Annotated in this window: 16 protein-coding genes and 1 pseudogene; 8 read left to right on the forward strand and 9 right to left on the reverse strand. The window is 59.3% G+C overall.

Annotated features, from left to right (window positions below; all coding sequences use genetic code 11):
* Window positions 1-76: 76 nt before the first annotated feature.
* The 4 genes from EYC95_RS00775 to EYC95_RS00790 are packed head-to-tail and all read right to left on the reverse strand — an operon-like array spanning window position 77 to window position 2933.
* Window positions 77-658: a DinB family protein gene (locus EYC95_RS00775; RefSeq protein ID WP_131058648.1), complete on the reverse strand. Its 582-nt coding sequence runs from the start codon at window positions 656-658 to the stop codon at window positions 77-79.
* Between the two features lie 18 nt (window positions 659-676).
* Window positions 677-1795: a cell division protein ZapE gene (zapE, locus tag EYC95_RS00780; protein ID WP_131058649.1), complete on the reverse strand. Its 1119-nt coding sequence runs from the start codon at window positions 1793-1795 to the stop codon at window positions 677-679.
* 27 nt (window positions 1796-1822) lie between these two features.
* Entirely contained in the window at window positions 1823-2164 is a 342-nt protein-coding gene (locus EYC95_RS00785; RefSeq protein WP_131058650.1) for a nuclear transport factor 2 family protein, read from the reverse strand.
* 52 nt (window positions 2165-2216) lie between these two features.
* Window positions 2217-2933, reverse strand: coding sequence for a YafY family protein (locus tag EYC95_RS00790; protein WP_131058651.1), 717 nt, complete (start codon window positions 2931-2933; stop codon window positions 2217-2219).
* A 262-nt stretch (window positions 2934-3195) separates the two neighbouring features.
* Here EYC95_RS00790 and EYC95_RS30425 point away from each other — a divergent pair, with 262 nt between their 5' ends.
* Window positions 3196-3330 carry a hypothetical protein gene (locus EYC95_RS30425; RefSeq protein ID WP_256656892.1) on the forward strand — a complete coding sequence of 45 codons (135 nt, stop codon included), beginning with the start codon at window positions 3196-3198 and terminating at the stop codon, window positions 3328-3330.
* Window positions 3284-3706, forward strand: a pseudogene (locus EYC95_RS00795) (aldo/keto reductase); the annotation flags it as partial. The gene EYC95_RS30425 and the pseudogene EYC95_RS00795, both read left to right, overlap by 47 nt.
* A 75-nt stretch (window positions 3707-3781) precedes the next feature.
* Here EYC95_RS00795 and speB read toward each other — a convergent pair.
* Together speB and EYC95_RS00805 are read right to left on the reverse strand one after the other, a co-directional pair.
* Window positions 3782-4741 (reverse strand): agmatinase, encoded by a 960-nt coding sequence (gene speB, locus EYC95_RS00800; protein ID WP_131058652.1) that lies wholly within the window; start codon window positions 4739-4741, stop codon window positions 3782-3784.
* Window positions 4742-4758: 17 nt separating this feature from the next.
* Window positions 4759-5850: a polyamine ABC transporter substrate-binding protein gene (locus tag EYC95_RS00805; RefSeq protein ID WP_131058653.1), complete on the reverse strand. Its 1092-nt coding sequence runs from the start codon at window positions 5848-5850 to the stop codon at window positions 4759-4761.
* Window positions 5851-5951: 101 nt separating this feature from the next.
* On the opposite strand from EYC95_RS00805, the gene EYC95_RS00810 reads away from it, so the two are divergent.
* The 3 genes from EYC95_RS00810 (at window position 5952) to EYC95_RS00820 (ending at window position 8973) form a co-directional block, all read left to right on the forward strand.
* A complete protein-coding gene (locus EYC95_RS00810) occupies window positions 5952-6845 on the forward strand; it encodes a LysR family transcriptional regulator (RefSeq protein ID WP_131058654.1) in 894 nt (297 codons plus the stop codon).
* A gap of 123 nt (window positions 6846-6968) precedes the next feature.
* Window positions 6969-8441 (forward strand): nucleobase:cation symporter-2 family protein, encoded by a 1473-nt coding sequence (locus EYC95_RS00815; RefSeq protein ID WP_131058655.1) that lies wholly within the window; start codon window positions 6969-6971, stop codon window positions 8439-8441.
* A gap of 58 nt (window positions 8442-8499) precedes the next feature.
* Entirely contained in the window at window positions 8500-8973 is a 474-nt protein-coding gene (locus EYC95_RS00820; protein ID WP_131058656.1) for an LEA type 2 family protein, read from the forward strand.
* A gap of 176 nt (window positions 8974-9149) precedes the next feature.
* On the opposite strand, the gene EYC95_RS00830 is transcribed toward EYC95_RS00820, so the two are convergent.
* Window positions 9150-10073, reverse strand: coding sequence for a carbon-nitrogen hydrolase family protein (locus EYC95_RS00830; protein ID WP_131058658.1), 924 nt, complete (start codon window positions 10071-10073; stop codon window positions 9150-9152).
* An 85-nt stretch (window positions 10074-10158) separates the two neighbouring features.
* Between EYC95_RS00830 and EYC95_RS00835 the strand changes: the two genes are divergently transcribed.
* The gene (locus EYC95_RS00835) at window positions 10159-11067 is read left to right on the forward strand and encodes a LysR family transcriptional regulator (RefSeq protein ID WP_131058659.1); all 909 of its coding nucleotides are present in this window, start codon (window positions 10159-10161) and stop codon (window positions 11065-11067) included.
* An 8-nt stretch (window positions 11068-11075) separates the two neighbouring features.
* On the opposite strand, the gene EYC95_RS00840 is transcribed toward EYC95_RS00835, so the two are convergent.
* Entirely contained in the window at window positions 11076-11327 is a 252-nt protein-coding gene (locus EYC95_RS00840) for a hypothetical protein (protein WP_131058660.1), read from the reverse strand.
* A 164-nt stretch (window positions 11328-11491) separates the two neighbouring features.
* Between EYC95_RS00840 and EYC95_RS00845 the strand changes: the two genes are divergently transcribed.
* Window positions 11492-11809: a YqjD family protein gene (locus tag EYC95_RS00845; protein ID WP_131058661.1), complete on the forward strand. Its 318-nt coding sequence runs from the start codon at window positions 11492-11494 to the stop codon at window positions 11807-11809.
* Between the two features lie 95 nt (window positions 11810-11904).
* On the opposite strand, the gene EYC95_RS00850 is transcribed toward EYC95_RS00845, so the two are convergent.
* Entirely contained in the window at window positions 11905-12945 is a 1041-nt protein-coding gene (locus EYC95_RS00850; RefSeq protein WP_131058662.1) for an Ldh family oxidoreductase, read from the reverse strand.
* A 221-nt stretch (window positions 12946-13166) separates the two neighbouring features.
* Between EYC95_RS00850 and EYC95_RS00855 the strand changes: the two genes are divergently transcribed.
* A complete protein-coding gene (locus tag EYC95_RS00855; protein WP_131058663.1) occupies window positions 13167-18035 on the forward strand; it encodes a dermonecrotic toxin domain-containing protein in 4869 nt (1622 codons plus the stop codon).
* Window positions 18036-18055: the final 20 nt, after the last annotated feature.

Raw genomic sequence — 18055 nt, forward strand, 5'->3', positions numbered from 1 at the left:
GTCCCGGCACGTCTGTCGCACCGGGAGGTCGACGGACATTATCGCGAGGCGCCGTCTTCGACAACCCGAACCTTTCTCAAACGCCCCAGATCAGCGTTTCGGTCCAGCCCAGTTCGGTAAAATCCTCGGCCCTCAACCGCGATTCACCGGCGCAGAAAAATTCGTCCAGTTGCGGCGGTTTGACCGAAGTGCCGCTGAGCATGGCGTGAACCTGACCGCGATGATGAAGCTGGTGCTCGAACAGGTGCGACAGTAAGCGCAAACGGCTGTCATGTTGCGGCGTGTCCCGGGCGATGGTCACGATTCGCCCCAGGTCGGTGTCGCGCAATTGTTCGCAGTAGGCAATCAGGCGGCGGTCGACATACGCTTGTTCGCGCTGCAGCTCGTCGCCCGTCGTGAACGGTTCGTCCTCGGTGAAGAACACATAGCAATCAGGGTGCGGGTCGTGGCCGCGCAACTCCCGCTCCAGCGCATCCACGTAAAACCAGTCGCAGGTCAGGATGTGGTTGAGGGTGGCTATGAGGCTGGGAAAGAAGCTGACGCGCGGTGCCGCCAGTTCGGCCGGGGTCAACCGATTCCACGCTTTGGCGAGTCGGTAATTGGCCCAGGCATTCTGATAAGCCATGGTCAGCAAATGATGAGACAGGGGCTGATTCATCTTCGCGGCTCCCGGTAATTAGGCTTCGGCGAAACGTTGCAGCTGCATTTCCTGTAAACGGCTTAACGTGCGGCGGAACGGAAATTCCAGGTACCCCTCGGTGTACAGCACGGCCATCGGCACCTGCGCTTCGAGGTACAGCGGCACCTTACGGTCGTAGCACTCGTCCACCAGGGCAATGAAACGCCGGACACCGTCGTCATGCACTGACAATTGCGGCAGCTCGCGATCACCGGCCACGACCCGCTCGGCACCGTCTTCGGTGCCTCGGGCGATGCGTCCTTCGCGTTTCTGCGCGCTGAGATTGGGCACGTCACTCAACAGAATAGCGCTGAAGGTGTCGCACAGGGCCATGAAGTCCATGGCGGCAAACGGCTGTTCGCACAGGTCGGCGTAACGGCACCAGAGCACGGTGGCACTGGCCTGCACCACGTTGACTGAACGGTAACCGACCGTGATCGGCTCGTCGGACAGCGACTGCCCAACGGTCAGTGCCTTGAACACTTCACCGAGCGCGCTGGGCTGCCCGGGCGCCGTCACCCAGTAACGTTGCAGAGCAGCGCCGGGATGCAGGCGATGGTCTTCGCCGCCATCCACCGCGATCACCTGCATGTGCTTTTTGATTGCTTCAATGGCGGGGACGAAACGGTCGCGGTTGAAGCCATCGGCGTACAGCTGGTCCGGCGGCTGGTTGGAAGTGCAGACCACCACCACGCCCTGCTCGAACATCACCTGAAACAAACGCCCGAGGATGATCGCGTCGCCAATGTCGTTGACGAACAATTCATCGAAGCACAACACCCGCACTTCTTCGCTCAATTCACGGGCCAATGCCTTCAACGGGTCGGCGGTGCCGGTCAACTGAAACGAACGCTGATGCACCCAGCCCATGAAATGGTGAAAGTGCTGACGCCGGGCCGGGGCCTTCAGGTTTTCGTAGAACTGGTCCATCAACCAGGTCTTGCCCCGTCCGACCGGCCCCCAGAGGTAAACACCAGTGATCGGCGCGCGGCCTTCATGCAAGGCTTCGTGGCATTTTTGCAGCGCCCACACGGCATGTTCCTGGGCTTCGTCCTGGACGAAACCCTTCTGTTCGATGGCGTGTTGCCAGGCACTTAAGGGAGAGTCGACATTCATGCGCGGGAGTATGCCACGCGTCAGGATTTACAGAGAGATGTCTAGCCTGGCGATCTTGCCCTGTTCATTGAGGCGGAACATGTACCTCAGTTCCAGGGGACTGCCGGGAAATGTCCCGGAAATCAGGTTGTGCACCAGGACTTTGCCGGTGCGCAGCTGAACGTCGAGCACTTCGACCCGTGGTTCGTAACGTTGCGCAGTGTCTTGCATCCATTGGGCGATGGCTTGCGTGCCGATCCGGTGCTGGCCCTCATCGAACACGTTGGCATCCTCAGCGAAAAAACTGCCAACACGCGAGGTGTCGCGAGCATTGGCGGCGGCAATGTAAGCGGCGATGGCGGGTGCCAGTGAAGAGGCTGGATTGGACATGGGTGCGGCTCCTTGTTTATTGATTCTGGAGCCATGCTAGAACAGGTCTGTGTCAGTTCTTGTCAGGAGTGAAACGCCCGGCCTCATCCAGTTGCATTTGCTTGCGCCAGGTGCGCAACAAGTCGCTGCGCCGCCCCGGATAGCGTTCGCCCTGCTCATGGGCAGCGGAAATCCGGTCGGTGCGAAAGGTGCGATAGGCACTGCGCAACTCACACCAGGAGACAATGATCCGCACCTCATTGAGAAAGCCCAGCGCCAGTGGCCAGATCAACCGCTGACTGGGCACCTGATGGGCGTCCGCATAGTCGATATTCAGTTTGGACTGATCGCGGATAGCTTGACGAAAGACGCTCAACGGCACTGCATTTTGCGGATAACCATAACCGCGCGGGCCCGGCAGCACTGTCGGATTGCGCAATGCATCTTGAGCTTCAGGGGCCAACACGGCCGCAATCTTCGCCAGAGCGTCGGCCGCGGCTTTGCTCAACACCTCGTCGCCACGCTGATCCACGTAACGCAAACCCAGCACGATGGCTTCGGTTTCGTCAGCATTGAGCATCAGGGGCGGCAGAAACAAACCGCTGCGCAACACATAACCGACCCCCGCCTCGCCGAAGATCGGTGCGCCCAGCGCGGTCAGTTCGGCGATGTCGCGGTACAGCGTGCGTTCGGAAATCTCCAGTTCACCGGCGAGCATTGCAGCAGTGGCCGGACGACTTTTACCTCGCAGCACTTGCAGCAACGTGAGTAAACGAGTGGTACGCGACACGATCGGCAGGCTCTTTCCTGAAAAGTCGTCGGAGCTTAGCAGAGGCTGCTGTCAGAAACTGGCAGGAGCAAAAGGCTGCGCGGACGCTCAGTCACACCTACTTTGTGGCGAGGGGTCGACTGAAGAATCATTGCCCCGCAGGTCGGACCTTTTGCCCCGAATGAAAAAGCGCCTTGACGGCTCATATTACTCACATCATATTAAATACATGTTGCTGGACATTTATATCCTCTCCCCGGCGTCGTTCTTTAGGAGTTACCTCGTGCATTACATAGTCTTCGGCCGCAAAACCGGTTTGCGGGTTTCGGAACTGGCGCTGGGCGCCGGTAACATCGGCACCGGCTGGGGCGTCGCCGCTGGGTGGTGGGTTCCTCACGGGCAAGTACCGCAGCAATGATGAGAACAACCGCGCCGCCAAACTCGGCATGCTGATTCACACTGAGAAAAGCGCCCACGAAACCGCCCTGCTCGACACGTTGCTCGCGGTGGCGGCTGAACTTGGAGCCACGCCGACCCACGTGGCCATTGCCTGATTGCGGGAAAAGGCCAAGCGTTCGACGACGGCGCTGATTCCGATTCTTGGTTCACGTACTCGTGAGCAACTGGATGCGACATTGGGTGCGTTGAACGTGCAATTGAGTGCTGAGCAATTGTCGCGGCTTGATGAGGTCAGTGGTGTGTCGAAGGGTGTTCCGCATGAAACGATTGCCGGTTCGGCGGCGCGCTATACCGGGGCTGAGGCCCTCGATCTGCCAATTATCCCGGTCGCCTGAAAAAGCTTCGCGGGCAAGCCTCGCTCCAGGTTCGATGTGATCCTTGTAGGAGCGAGGCTTGCCCGCGAAGGCGTCTTACCGGTTGACCTTATGTCTGGCCGCATACAGGCACAGCATTTCCATCGCCAATGTCGCCGCCGCCAGTGAGGTAATGTCCGCATGGTCGTAGGCCGGTGCCACTTCCACCACGTCCATCCCCACCAGATTGATCCCGCGCAACCCGCCGAGTATTTCCAGCGCCTGCACCGTGCTCAAACCGCCGCATACCGGCGTTCCGGTGCCGGGTGCGAAAGCGGGGTCGAGACAATCGATGTCGAACGTCAGGTACACCGGGTTATCCCCCACCCGCGCACGGATCGCCTCGACAATCGCCTCACACCCTTGCCGATGCACTTGCCGCGCATCCAGCACCTCAAAGCCCTGGTGATCGTCATTGGTGGTGCGCAAACCGATCTGCACCGAGCGCGACGGATCCACCAGACCTTCCTTGGCCGCGTGCCAGAACATGGTGCCGTGATCGACGCGCTTGCCCTCTTCGTCCGGCCAGGTGTCGCTGTGGGCGTCGAAGTGGATCAACGACAGCGGGCCATGTTTGCGTGCATGGGCCTTGAGCAGCGGGTAACTGATGAAGTGGTCACCGCCGAACGTCAGCATCGCGCAACCGCCGTTGAGGATGTGCTCGGCGTGGGCCTCGATGCTTTCCGGCACCGAGTGCGGCGAGCCGTAATCGAAGTCGCAATCGCCGTAGTCAATCACCGCCAGATGATCGAACGGATCAAAGGTCCACGGCCAGTGGCGTTCCCAGGCGATTCCCGTAGAGGCGGCGCGAATGCCACGCGGTCCAAAACGCGCACCCGGGCGGTTGCTGGTGGCGGTGTCGAAGGGCACACCGCTGACCACCACGTCGACGCCGCGCAAATCACGGCTGTAGCGACGACGCATGAAACTGGTGATACCGGCGTAGGTACTTTCGGCGGCAGTACCAAAGAGGCTGTCGCGGGTCATGGCCTGATCGTTTTGCATCGGGACGTCCATGGTGATCTCCTTATTATTTATTGGCGGCTACGGAAAGTGGTCCACAGACGAGTGCGCAAGCGCATGTCCTTGAGGCTCATGCTGCGGTCGGCGTACAGCCGTTCGCGGGTGTCCGCCAGTGGGTAGATGTCCGGGTCGGTGCGCACGGCTTCATCCACCAGCGGGGTCGCCGCCTGGTTGGCCGTGGCAAAGAACAACGTGTTGGTCAGCGCCGCCACGGATTCGGGGCGCAACATGAATTCGATGAACGCCCGGGCCGCTTCGGGGTGCGGTGCGTCCTTGGGAATCGCCAGGTTGTCCTGCCAGACCAGCGTGCCTTCCTTCGGAATCCGGTAGGCCACCTCAAACGGTTTGTTGGCCTTGCGCGCCTGGTCGGCGGCCATGCTGGCATCGCCGTTGTAAGTCAATGCCAGGCAAACACTGCCATTGGCCAGATCGCTGATCTGCCGCCCGGTGGCGACGTACAGCACATTGGGCTGCAACTGATGCAACAACGCCTCGGCGGCTGTCAGATCAGCCTTGTCGGTGCTGTAGGGATCTTTACCGAGATAGTGCAATGCCAGGCCGATCACCTCTTGCGGCGAATCGAGAATCGCAATGCCGCAGTCCTTCAGCTTGCTGGCGTATTGCGGCTTGAACAGCAGGTCGAGGCTGTTGAGCGGCACACCCGGCAAGCGTTGTTGCACCGCTTCGACATTCATCCCCAACCCCAGCGTGCCCCAGGTATACGGCACGCCATAACGATTGCCGGGATCGACGGCGGCGAGTTTTTCCAACAGGTCCGGGTCGAGGTTGGCGTAGCCCTTGAGCCCTTCGTGATCAATCTCCTTCAGCGCACCGGCTGCCAAACCTCGGGCCAATACGCTGGATGACGGCACCACCACGTCATAGCCGCTGCCGCCGGTGAGCAGTTTGGTTTCAAGCACTTCCGAAGAATCGAACGTGTCGTAACGCACGTGAATGCCGGTTTCCCTTTCGAAACGCTGCAAGGTTTCAGGCGCTACGTAATCGGCCCAGCTGTAGAGGTTGAGGGTCTTTTCCTCAGCCTGGGCCGACACGGCCATGGCGAGGAACAGCGCGGGTAAACACAGCTTGATTGCGGGAGCCATGACGAACACCTGACCAGAGGAAGTGGTTGCAGCGTGCGCGCTCGGATACATTGGCGAAATATCAAGTTTGTTAACCTGACTTTATTGCGGAGTAATGTTTGATGCTCGGTCAACTCCACGACCTCGACCTGCAACTGCTGCGCTTATTTGTCCGCGTGGTGGAGTGCGGCGGTTTCAGCGCGGCGCAAGGTGAACTGGGTTTGAGCCAGTCGAGCATCAGCCAGCAAATGGCCAAACTCGAAACCCGGCTCGGCTATCGCTTGTGCAGTCGCGGCAAGGGTGGATTCAGGATCACGCCCAAGGGCGAACAGTTGCTGAGCGCAACACGCGGGCTGTTTGAATCCATCGAAGCGTTCCGCCATCAATCCAACGGCGTGGCGGGTCGTTTGATCGGCGAAGTTCGCCTGGGCTTGTCCGAGGCATTGGATCAATCGGTGCTGCAAAAAGTGGCCGATGCCATCCGGCGTTTTCGTGAACGTGACGAATCGGTGCGCATCGAGTTGATGAGCGCCATGCCCGGCGAGATGGAACGCCTGCTGCTGCAACAGCGACTGGACCTGGCGATCGGCTATTTCTCCCAGGTGCAAAGCGCGTTTGACTACCGCGAACTGTTCACCGAAACCCAACACCTGTACTGCGCCCCCGGGCATCCGCTGTTCACCGACGATGCGCCGGATGATCTGGCGTTGCAGGCGTGTGACCGGGTTGATCATCCTTATCGCTTTCTGCGCATGGATGAGCCCTTCCAAGGGAAGCTATGTTCGGCAAGGTCCGAGCAGGTCGAAGGCACCCTCGCCTTCGTGCTGTCCGGTAAACACGTCGGGTATTTGCCCAATCACTTTGCCCGCGGCTGGGAAGACAAAGGCTTGCTGCGCGCTGTGCGCCGGGATGACATGAGCTTCGACGTGGCGTTTCATCTGGCGCGCCATCGCGCTCAAGTGCCGGGGGATGCGCAGAAGGCGTTTGAAGAGGATCTACTCGCGGCGTTTGCCTGAGACCAGCGACATTCTCGTGGGAGCGACCTGGGTATCGGGCTCATCGCTCGCCTCGAAATAGTCTTTCTGGCATCCTGCGCCTCCATTTTCTGACCCGGCCTGCCTTTCGGCCCGCAAACAACCATGACCGCCTCTGAAAAAGCCCCTGCCCCGCGCCACAACGATCTGATTTACGGCCTTAACGATCGCCCGCATCTCACCGCCACGGTCTTCGCTGCCCTGCAACATGTGCTGGCGAGTTTCGTCGGCATCATCACGCCAACCCTGATCATGGGCGGCGCCCTCGGACTGCAAAGCGAAGTGCCGTACCTGATCAGCATGGCGCTGTTTGTCTCGGGCCTGGGCACGTTTGTTCAGGCGCGGCGGTTCGGCCCGATCGGTTCCGGCCTGTTGTGCCTGCAAGGCACCAGCTTCTCGTTCATCAGCGTGATTCTCAGCGCCGGGTTCATGGTCAAGGCCCGGGGTGGCGGCACCGATGAAATCCTCTCGACGATCTTCGGTGTGTGCTTTTTCGCCGCGTTCATCGAAGTGGTGTTGAGCCAGTTCATTGGCAAGCTGCGGATGCTGATAACCCCCGTTGTGACCGGCACCATCATTACCCTCATGGGCCTGTCGCTGATCAAGGTCGCCATGACCGACATCGCTGGTGGCTTCGGCGCGGCGGACCTTGGCGCGGCCAGTCATCTGGCGTTGGCGGCGCTGGTGCTCGGCACAATCGTGGTGTTGAACCGGGTCGATGTGCCCTTCCTGCGCCTGGGGGCGATTGTCATTGGCCTGACCCTCGGTTATGTCGTCGCTTGGCTGATGGGCGACGTCAACTTCGCCAGCCTGCCCGACGTACCGCTGATGAGCGTGCCGGTGCCGTTTAAATATGGCTTCAATTTCGATTGGGTGGCGTTTGTGCCGGTGGCGGTGATTTTCCTCGTGTCGCCATTGGAAGCCGCCGGTGACCTGACCGCCAACTCGATGATTTCCCGGCAGCCGGTCAAGGGCCCGATTTACATCCGCCGGATCAAGTCCGGTCTGCTGGCTGATGGCCTCAACTCGGCCATGGCGGCGGTGTTCAACAGCATGCCGATGGTGACCTTCGCCCAGAACAACGGCGTGATCCAGCTCACCGGCGTGGCCAGCCGTTACGTGGCGTTCTTCATTGCTGGTTTGTTGGTGCTGCTGGGGCTGTTCCCGATGATCGGCGCGGTGCTGCAGTTGATGCCTAAACCGGTGCTTGGCGGCGCTGAACTGGTGATGTTCGGCACCGTGGCGGTGGCCGGGATCAAGATCCTCGCCGAAGCCGGTTTGCATCGACGCAACATGCTGATCGTGGCGATTTCCATCGGTATGGGCCTGGGTGTCGCCGCGGTGCCGGAAGTGTTGCGCGAGCTGCCGAAGGCGCTGCACAACATCTTCGAATCACCGATCACCGTCGGGGCGTTGTGCGCTATCGTGCTGAACATCTTCCTGCCCGAAGAATTCATCGAGCTGGAAGAGGACGATTTCGATCCGGAAGCCTCGATCCTCCAGGTCATGGAGAATCCGGATGTCCCGGCCAAGGGTGAACCCGCACGGCCTGCGGCGGTCGCACAGTTGAACCGCTAGGAAAGCTCAAGGGCTGAGCCGCTGGCGGTTCAGCCCTTTTCTACACGAGAGCCTGTCCCTGCGCAGCGTCCACGCGACAATCCTTTCCCTGCTGTTGCTCTCCCTGAGCGCCTGCGCCCTCTTCCCCAATCGCGATCCGTTGAACATCAATGTGGTCGGCATCGAGCCGCTGCAAAGCCAGGACATGGAAGTGCGCTTTGCGGTGAAGATACGCGTGCAGAACCCCAACGAAACGCCGATCGACTACAACGGCGTGGCGCTGAATCTGGAGGTCAATGGCCAGCCGCTTGCCTCCGGCGTCAGCGATCAGTCGGGCTCGATTGCACGCTTTTCCGAAACCGTGCTGACCGTGCCGGTGAGCGTTTCGGCGTTCTCGGTGATACGCCAGACCCTGGGCCTGAGCCAGACGCAAACTCTGAACAATCTGCCTTACGTGCTGCGCGGCAAACTGGCCGGCGGTTTGTTTGGCACGATGAGGTTTGTGGACACTGGCAAACTGAGCTTGCCGGGGGCTACTACCGGCACCTGGTAATCCCGAAAGATCCTGACGCTGGAGATCCCAATGTGGGAGCGGGCTTGCTCGCGAAGAGGCCGGCACATCCAGCATAGATGTTGAATGTTATGGCCCCTTCGCGAGCAAGCCCGCTCCCACAGGGTTCCTGGCCGGCCGGGAGATTGTGATGGACCCAATTCCAATTGTGGGAGAGGTTATGTGTTGAAACGGACGCCAGGTCTGGCTCGTTCGTCGACGCTCAGCTCAAACACATCCGGGCGCGCGTAGTGACCGACCACATCGAAGTCGTAGCGCGCGCGGATCAAGTCGTCGGTGTCGATTTCAGCGGTGAGCAACCCCGGCCCGTCTCGCAACGGCCCCGCCAGAATGTCGCCCATGGGCCCGACAATCACACTCCCGCCGGCAATCAGCGGCCGATCCGCCGGCCAGTTGGCGATCTCCACGCCCAAGGCCTGCGGTGAGTCCTGAACCTGACACGCGCTGACCACGAAGCAGCGTCCTTCATGGGCGATGTGGCGCATGCTGACCTGCCACATTTCCCGCTCATCCACCGTCGGCGCGCACCAGACCTCGATGCCTTTGGCGTACATCGCCGTGCGCAGCAGCGGCATCATGTTTTCCCAGCACACCACCGCGCCGATTCGCCCGACCTGGCTGTCGATCACCGGCAGCGTCGAGCCATCGCCCTTGCCCCAGATCAAGCGTTCGGTGCCGGTGGGCATCAGCTTGCGGTGTTTGGCGACCAGTCCGGCCTGCGGATCGAAATACAGCGCCATGCAATGCAACGTGCTGCCGGCGCGTTCGATGACGCCGATCACCAGGTTGGCCCCGGTGCGCGCTGACAATCCAGCCAGTGCTTCAGTTTCCGCGCCGGGCACGTCGATGGCGTTGGCAAAATACCGGGCAAACGCCTCGCGACCTTCCGGCAGACGATAGCCCAGTTGCGTGCCGAAGCTCTCGCCTTTTGGGTAACCACCGAGCAACGCTTCAGGCATGACCACCAGCGCGGCGCCGGATTCGATAATCGTGTTTTCCCAGGCGAGAATCTGTTCAAGGGTTTCGGCCTTGCCACCGGGCAAGGCGCCGATTTGCAACGCTGCAACCATGGACTTGGGCATGGCGGTCACTCCGAAAGCAATGAGGTGTTGCCCATTCTCATGCGCCACGGGATCATGAATAAAGCCCGATTCACTGCTGAATGATATGAGCCATATGAATATCGCCACGGTTGACCTCAACCTGCTCAAAGTCTTCGAAGCGCTGCATGAAGAATCCAGCGCCAGCCGCGCGGCACTGCGCCTGAGCGTGACGCAATCGGCCGTCAGCGCGGCGCTGCGACGGCTGCGCGAGATGTATGGCGATCAGTTGTTTGTGCGCACCGGCCGTGGCCTGGCACCGACGCTCAGGGCCAACCAGTTGAAACCGGTGGTGAGCGACGCGCTGAACAAATGCCGTCAGAGCCTGGCGATGGTCGATCCGGCGGCCAATCATTACGACGGACGTTCGGTCACAGTGGGGTTGTCGGATGATTTCGAGATTGCCTACGGGCGGCGATTGATCGAGGCGATTGCGCTCAGTGCGCCGAAATTGCGCCTGATCTTCCGGCAGACTCACAGCCAGATCGTCGCTCAGGCGTTGATGGAACGCAGCATCGATCTGGCCATCACCGCAGGCGGGTTTACCGAGCGGTTGCTCAGCCGTCAGGTACTGGGTGAAGGCGGTTATCTGTGCCTGGTGGACCCGCTCAGCCTGACACCGGGGCAAACGGAAATCAGTCTTGAAGAATTTGTGGCCCGCGAACACATTCTGGTGTCGTCGGGCGGTTTCATCGGGATCACCGATGAAGGATTGGCGGCGCTGGGTCTGAATCGGCGGGTGTGCGCCTCGACGACACACTTTGCGGCGTTGCCGCACTTGCTTAAAGGCAGTCAGGCGGTGGCGACCATTCCGGCCCACGCCGCTGAAAGTATTGCGGCGCTCTGCGGACTGGCGCTGCTGCCCTGCCCTTTGGCCTTGCCGCGCTACCCGATCGAACTGGGCTGGCGCACCAGCACGCAGCTCGATCCAGTGGTGTTGAAAGTGCGCGAGGCCATCGTCGCAAGTTTTGCCTGAGGCTGGCCTTACTTGGCGGCCATCAAGCGATTCACTTCACTGCGCACCATGTTCGCGAATTCCGGGGGCGACATGCCGTCGAGTTCCGAGCGAACCCATTCTGCCCATTTACCTTTGCGCTTGGCGCGCTCGCCGAACAACCGCGCGGCCTCGCCCTTGGACTTGCCAAGGTTGCTTTGCCAGAGATCGAACAGACGGGATTTCTCATCTTCAAGCGCGGCGCGCTCAGCCAGGGGTTTGTCGGCCAGATTGAAGCTCATGGGAATTACCTGCTGCGTAAAATAGGCGACATCTTACACTGTAGGAGGAAATGTCCGACTCCGGATTTTTCCTCGGCGCACAGTCGATACGCAAACCCGCTGCAACTTTTTCAGTCGTGCAAGACTCCATTGTTCACTGCCCATTTACCTGCAAGGAGTACCCAATGGCCCGGAAAACTGCCACACAAATCGCCAATGACCAGATCAAGGATCAGGCATTCAGCGAACTTCAGTCCCTGATCGAAGAGTCGGAAAAACTGCTCAAGAGCAGCGCTTCACTGGTGGGTGAGGAAGCAGAGACCCTTCGCGCGCAAATCGCTCAGAAACTCCAGCAGGCCCGGGACTCGGTCACCAGTGTTCGCGACCGCACAAAACCTGTGGTCGACGCGACCGAGACGTACATCGGTGGTCATCCATGGCAAACCGTGGCCATCTCCGCCGGTTTCGGCCTGGTGGTCGGGTTGTTGCTGGGTCGCCGTTAAACGGAAATACATCGAACCTGTAGGAGCCAGGCTTGCCGGCGAAGGCGATTTCAAATACGCCTTCGCCGGCAAGCCTGGCTCCTACAAAAAGCGTTTCAGAGCCCTGCCAGTTCTCGCAAATTCGCCAATGTCTGAGCATCCAGTTGAATGCCTTGAGGGGTCGACTTGGTTCGCTGGTGGTGACGTCGATCGCCCGGCAGGCGCTTAAGCCCTACGCCGTGCATCTGCCGGACCAGTTCCTGGCTGCGCTCGGCGAAATTCTGCCCGGCCGCCTTGCTCGGGTCGATCACGATCAGCAGCTGGCCGGTCCAGGGCGTCTTGGCTCCCGGGTGGTTCGACCAATCGAACTCGAAAGAGAAATTGCCGCCGGTCAGTGCCGCCGCCAACAGTTCCACCATCATCGACAACGCTGAACCTTTGTGCCCCCCAAACGGCAGCAACGCGCCCCCTTCCAGAATCGCCTTCGGGTCCTGAGTCGGCTGGCCAAGGCCGTCCACGCCCATGCCCGTCGGCAAGCGTTCACCTTTTTGTGCGGCAATCTGCACATCGCCATGGGCAATGGCGCTGGTGGCGAGGTCAAACACAATCGGTTCACCGTCAGCCCGGGGCGCAGCGAAGGCGATCGGGTTGGTGCCGAACAACGGCCGGTCGGCGCCGTGGGGCACAACACAGGTCATGCTGTTAACCACGCTCAACGCCACCAGCCCTTCATAGGCGAAAGGCTCGACATCCGGCCACAGTGCCGCGAAATGGTGAGAATTACGGATCGCCAGCACCGCGATCCCGGCGCTGCGGGCTTTCTCCACCAACAGTGCACGGGCCGCCGCGAGCGCGGGCTGGGCAAAACCATTGCCGGCATCGACCCGGACGAAACCCGAGGCAACGTCCTCGACCACTGGCACGGCCTGGCCATTGACCCAGCCGCTCTTGAGCGTCGATACATACCCTGGAATACGAAACACGCCATGGCTGTGGGCGCCATCGCGTTCAGCGCCGGCGCAGTTCAACGCCAGGGTTTTAGCGACATCGGATGAAGTGCCATGGCGCAGGAAAATTTGCTCAAGCAATAGAACGAGCTCGTCGAAATTGAGCGATGGGGTGGTCGAACTGACGGCCACTTCGGGCGTTGCGGTCATCTGAAGCTCCAGTTTTATTATTGAGTACGGGCACCAGGGAAACGAGGTTGCAGTGCAACCTGAAGCAGGCGTCGATTAAGCGCTGTTTTACCGGCGTCCTGTCAAGTCTCGCCTGTTCGGCTCAAGCAATATGTACCGCACCGAAGCACTCCACTGACCTTAGTGTTTTTCCTCAAGCAATAGCCTGCGCCAGGCCGCTGATCGCAGCATGAGGAAAAACCATGACTGAACCTGTAGAGCCTTACTTTTTCGACGAGGCGGAGCGTGCGTCCACTGCCAAACAGCCCGGTGACCGAGAAAAAGCACTGAATTTCACACTCGCCGACCTGAAATGGTTGAAGCACGTTTACCTGGCCACCCACGCTGCCCGCATTGCGCAAAAAGACCCTATGCACGTCTACCAACTGTTGCTGAAGGTGACGGGCACACCGGATATTCAATTGGCCGGCGCCTTTGCCATGAGCCGGCCTGACGATGCAGAGGTCACGCTCTACACACCGAGGAAAGGCTTGATCAAGTTTGCGGACATGACCGACCTCAAAAACAAGCTCAAGGAATGGCTGGCGCAGGCTACAGCGAAGCGGGAGCTGTTGCGCTTTCTCTCCATCGAACAACGCAGCGTTTTACCCGCCGCCACCGCACCCGATGTTTCCACCAAAGATATCGAAGGTGCGGTATTTCAGGACCAGCAACAGAACCTCGATCGCAATCAGGAACAGAACATCAAGACGATGAAGGATGAGCTGCTCAAGACGCCAACGCTGCAATCGATGCTGGACGACACCCTCAAGCACGCGTTGCACAAAGCATTCCCTACACTGGACCAGCGCCTGACCAAATTGAAGAGCTTCATGAAGACCGTCTCAGCCTTCGACGGCAACGAAGACCAGCACACGATTTCGTCGATACCGCTGAGCGATGCGCTTCTGCATTTCTACCTGACCAACCACTGGCCCGCTGGCGATTCAAGAGTCTTCGCCAATCCCGAGCATAACGTGAGCAGCGACGCTGATAACCAGGCATGGGAAAGCGCGGTGAAGGAGATCGCGCAAAGCTTTACGCCTCATTTGCACAGCCTGCTCGCCTTGTTCTGGAACACCTCAATGAGCATTGGCTTGTCACGTCTGGATTTTTTCACCGAAGGCTTGCGCGACACCTTTCACACAAAGCTTCTACACCAGCGCCAGAACGGTATTTTAACGACGCAGGACTACCTGCAACTGATGAAAGTCAGCCTCTCGCCTGACGCGCACGATCCGCTTCGCGTCGAGAAAGTGCGTGTGACTGCGCCCTTCAAGCACTTTGCCGAGCTGGCCTCGACCTTGATGATCGGGGGCACCAACACCTTGGATTTTCTCTACACCCCCTCCAGAGGGATCGAAGCGACGAGCAATCTGCCGGCGGTCAAAAAAATCGTGCTGGAGATGATGAAAACCGAAGGGCATGAAGACACGCTACTCAATTTCATGTCGCTGGACGAACGCGCCACCTTTCTTGCGTTGGAGCCGGTTGAGCGCCTGATTGAAGGCAAACCGGTCATCGGCCCGGTGTTTAAACATTTGATGGTCGACATTCTTGGCAAGCAGCAGGACAACCTGTCCCATGCGCTGAGCCGCTTGCGCGAAAGCGCAGGTACGATCAACCCCCATGCCTTGCTCGACAGCGCACTGGATGTACGGGGATTGATCGATGATCGACTGCTGACTCCCGAACCTTCGGGGCGCTGGAGTATACGCGTGGACCGGGGCGGGAGCGCACGACCGGCCACCGTGCGTGCCGAGTCGGCCAAAGAGGAGCTGTCGCTGCTCAATGCTGTCGAGCAGGCGCTTGATCTCCTTCTGGAAAAACACCCGGCCATCTCCACGGCAACCCGCTCAATCGCTGACGCGCAGCGCGTACTGGGCCCCTCCGTGGCGAGCTTGCAATCGAGTTTCACCCACACCCTGTCAACCGCATTGCGCAGTGAATTGAAGCTGCGTGCCGTCACGCGCACCTTGGGTGCGACGGAACAGGCCATCATCAAAACCGTGCTTGATAGCCCGATACACCTGCAGCGAGCGGCATTGAACGGCTTTTTGCCGGAGGTATTTTCCCTAGTGCTGAAGGCCGGCGACGCAACGGCCCCGTTGAAACTGGCCAGTTGTTTTGTGCTGACTGAGCGAGGTGGCCTGGACCCGGTGCATTCGGGCAAGGCGATTTTGTGGACGCCAGCGCTAGGGTTTGAAGCCTTCAAGGCGTTGACACCGTTGCTGACCGAACTCGGAGGACGCCTCGCAGACGTCAACCTTCGCTCAACGCTCCTGGAGAACCTTGGCCGCAGCGAGCGATTGCCTGGCAAGACTTACACGTTGGCGCCCCTGCAGCGGGTCTATGGGCATTTTCTTGACTATCTGCAAAAACCCTATGTGCACCTGGACCAGTCGTGCCTGACCAACGCGCTGGCGACCAAGCTCTCCGCCACGCCGCTGACCAGTCTCCTGAATCTGGTGGCGCTGCGTAAGCCGATGACAGGGCTCGACCGTGCGGTAGACATTGCGCGGTCACTGACGACGCAACAAAAACTGCCGGCATGGCTGGCCCAGGCGCCCGTCAACGATCTGATTCTGCATGCCGAGCTGCTTCAGCAATACCTCAACAACGTTAAAGACGACCAGGATTACCTGACCGGAATACGGTCACTGCAACGCACGGCGCACCATGAACTTGAAAAACAACTCAAGGCAGACGACTTCAACATCAACCCGGACAACGTCCAGGTCCAGATCAGCGCCCGCCCCACATCTGTCGCCAGAACCCAAACCCTGACCGACTTTGCATTGACTCACCTCAAGGAGCTGGATCACCTCCATTTCAAACTGGTGTCACTGGATACCACCGTGATTCCCGAGGGGATGGACGAACGCTACATCAAAGACCTGATACGAAATCTCAAACCGGGCGAACATCAGCAGAAAATAGTCAGCGACGCCTTGGCTGACACCCAGGCGAACACGGACCGCAGGAAGCGGTTTTACACACAATTACCTTGGCAGTTGATGCATTACGCCCATGCAGAACATCTGCAGGAACATCTGAGCAAGACCGGATTTGATCTGATCCGGCAAGTCATGGACATGCCAGACGCTATTGCCCGCGCAGCCGTCGACGGTGCCCACGCGATCATCCGTCCGCTTGAGTTTTTGGGGATCAAGAGTGACCAGACAATCAAAGTGCCCGGTGTTTATCTGATCGGCTCATCGGCTGATCGCGCGGCACCCCAGGTGCTTGTTGCACCTCACAGCCCTCGACACGGGGTTAAGGAATATGAAAATGAAGCGCAACTGCTGGCAGAACTGAAGACCCGCGGACCGTTGCTCGACTGGCTACTGCTGAATCTGCCGCAGCCCGAGCGGATACTGCTGGAGACCCGCATGGCGACCACCCATCGCCGTGTTGCCAGAGCCGAGCCGAAGAACACGGGTCATCTCTCCACCGTGACTACGCTGGCCTCCAATCCGATCAAGGGGAACCTGTTCAAACATCTGCTCAATGACAACGCCGCGTTGCTGGGCCGATTGCTCGGTTGCCAGTCCGATGACAACAAACAGGGAGAATGGGCAACCATCAAGCATGTACTGGGCGAAGACCTGCACGCGGCCTATTCGTATTTCATGGGCAAACTCGCCTACCCGGAGACGGTGTGGCGCAGTTACCGCGATATCAAGCAATCCGCCGAAGACCTGCAAACCCATAAATGGGGCGTCGCCATTAAAGAGTTCATCAGCGGCATGGCCGAACTCTCTACGCTGCGCCAATCACTGGGGAATGAGACATTGCTGCCTTCGACACCCGCCACACCGGAGACAGAGACAGAGACAAAAACACCCGATACCAGGCTCAAATGGCAGGACATCGACGTCACCGCCCCCGAACGCACGAAATTGAAACGCCATGAAAGTATTAATGTCGATCTGGGTTCGCTGACATCAGACGCAAAGCTTGGGCTCTACACCCATCCAACGACAAAAAAACAGTACGGGCCGGTTGAAGGAAAGGTGTATCCGGTCATGAAGTGCGGTACCCACTGGCGCATCGGCGACACGAACACCCGTGGCCCGCTTCTGCGCCAGAACGGATCGAAACAATGGGTGCTTGATGGGCCGAAATCCGCGCCCCGCTTCAGCTTGTTCGGACGATGGGAGACCGCACGATCAGTTTTTGAGGGCATGAACGTCGATGCCACAGGAATGCCCGCCATTCGTCGCAAGTTTCCGCAAAAGGCCCGCCAGATCGACGAAGCGCTGGACCTGGCAACGACTTATGCCTGGAACAGCTATCGAAATCTGCAACTGCTGAAGACTTCCGACGGTAAGGTCACTCCCGTGCATCAACTCGTCATGGATTTCATGGGTGTGCAGGAAGTGCTGCCGGCGCATGTCGAGAAGATTGAAAAAGTCGTCGGCGACGTTTTCACCGCGCTGCTGGAGCCATCACTCAGAAAACCGAAGTCCAGTCGTTTTGCGGTCGGCAGACTGACCGAAGACGCACATAACACATTTGCCTTCATCGTGGCTTCAGACGCCAACCGTAGAATTCACCTCGCGGAAAGATTCTTCGATCCCGGATTCGAACTTTACCGCCAACACCTGACCGACGCGGCCTTCCCTATCCACACCCATGCCCGAGCAGTGACCTTGATTCATGAGCTGTCGCACATGGCCTGTAAAACCGAGGACATTTCTTATCTCGATCCCGGCAGACCGTTCACCGAGCTGATTGGAACAGCCACTCCCCCGGCAACTGAACTCAAACGCGCCTTAACCGACGCTCAGACCACGGCACTCTCGATCAAGACGCCGTTGACCCAGCTGTTTATGACCCAGGATCCTGATACCGGTGTGTGGGAGGATCCAGGCAGTACGTCTTATGAAGATACGGATCGGGTGAAGGCGCATATTCTGGCGTTGACTGGCTCAGAAAACCTGAGCGGTGCCCGCCACACTTTCAAGAAAGATCCACTGGTCAGGCTGGCCGTGCAGCTAAGTAATGCTGACAGCGTCTCCTGGTTGGTCAGTCAATTGGGGCGCCAACTGCACGTCAGCACGCCCTGATGTCAAAAATAATTCTCAAT

The sequence above is a fragment of the Pseudomonas sp. BGI-2 genome, assembly GCF_004310295.1.
Lineage (GTDB): Bacteria > Pseudomonadota > Gammaproteobacteria > Pseudomonadales > Pseudomonadaceae > Aquipseudomonas.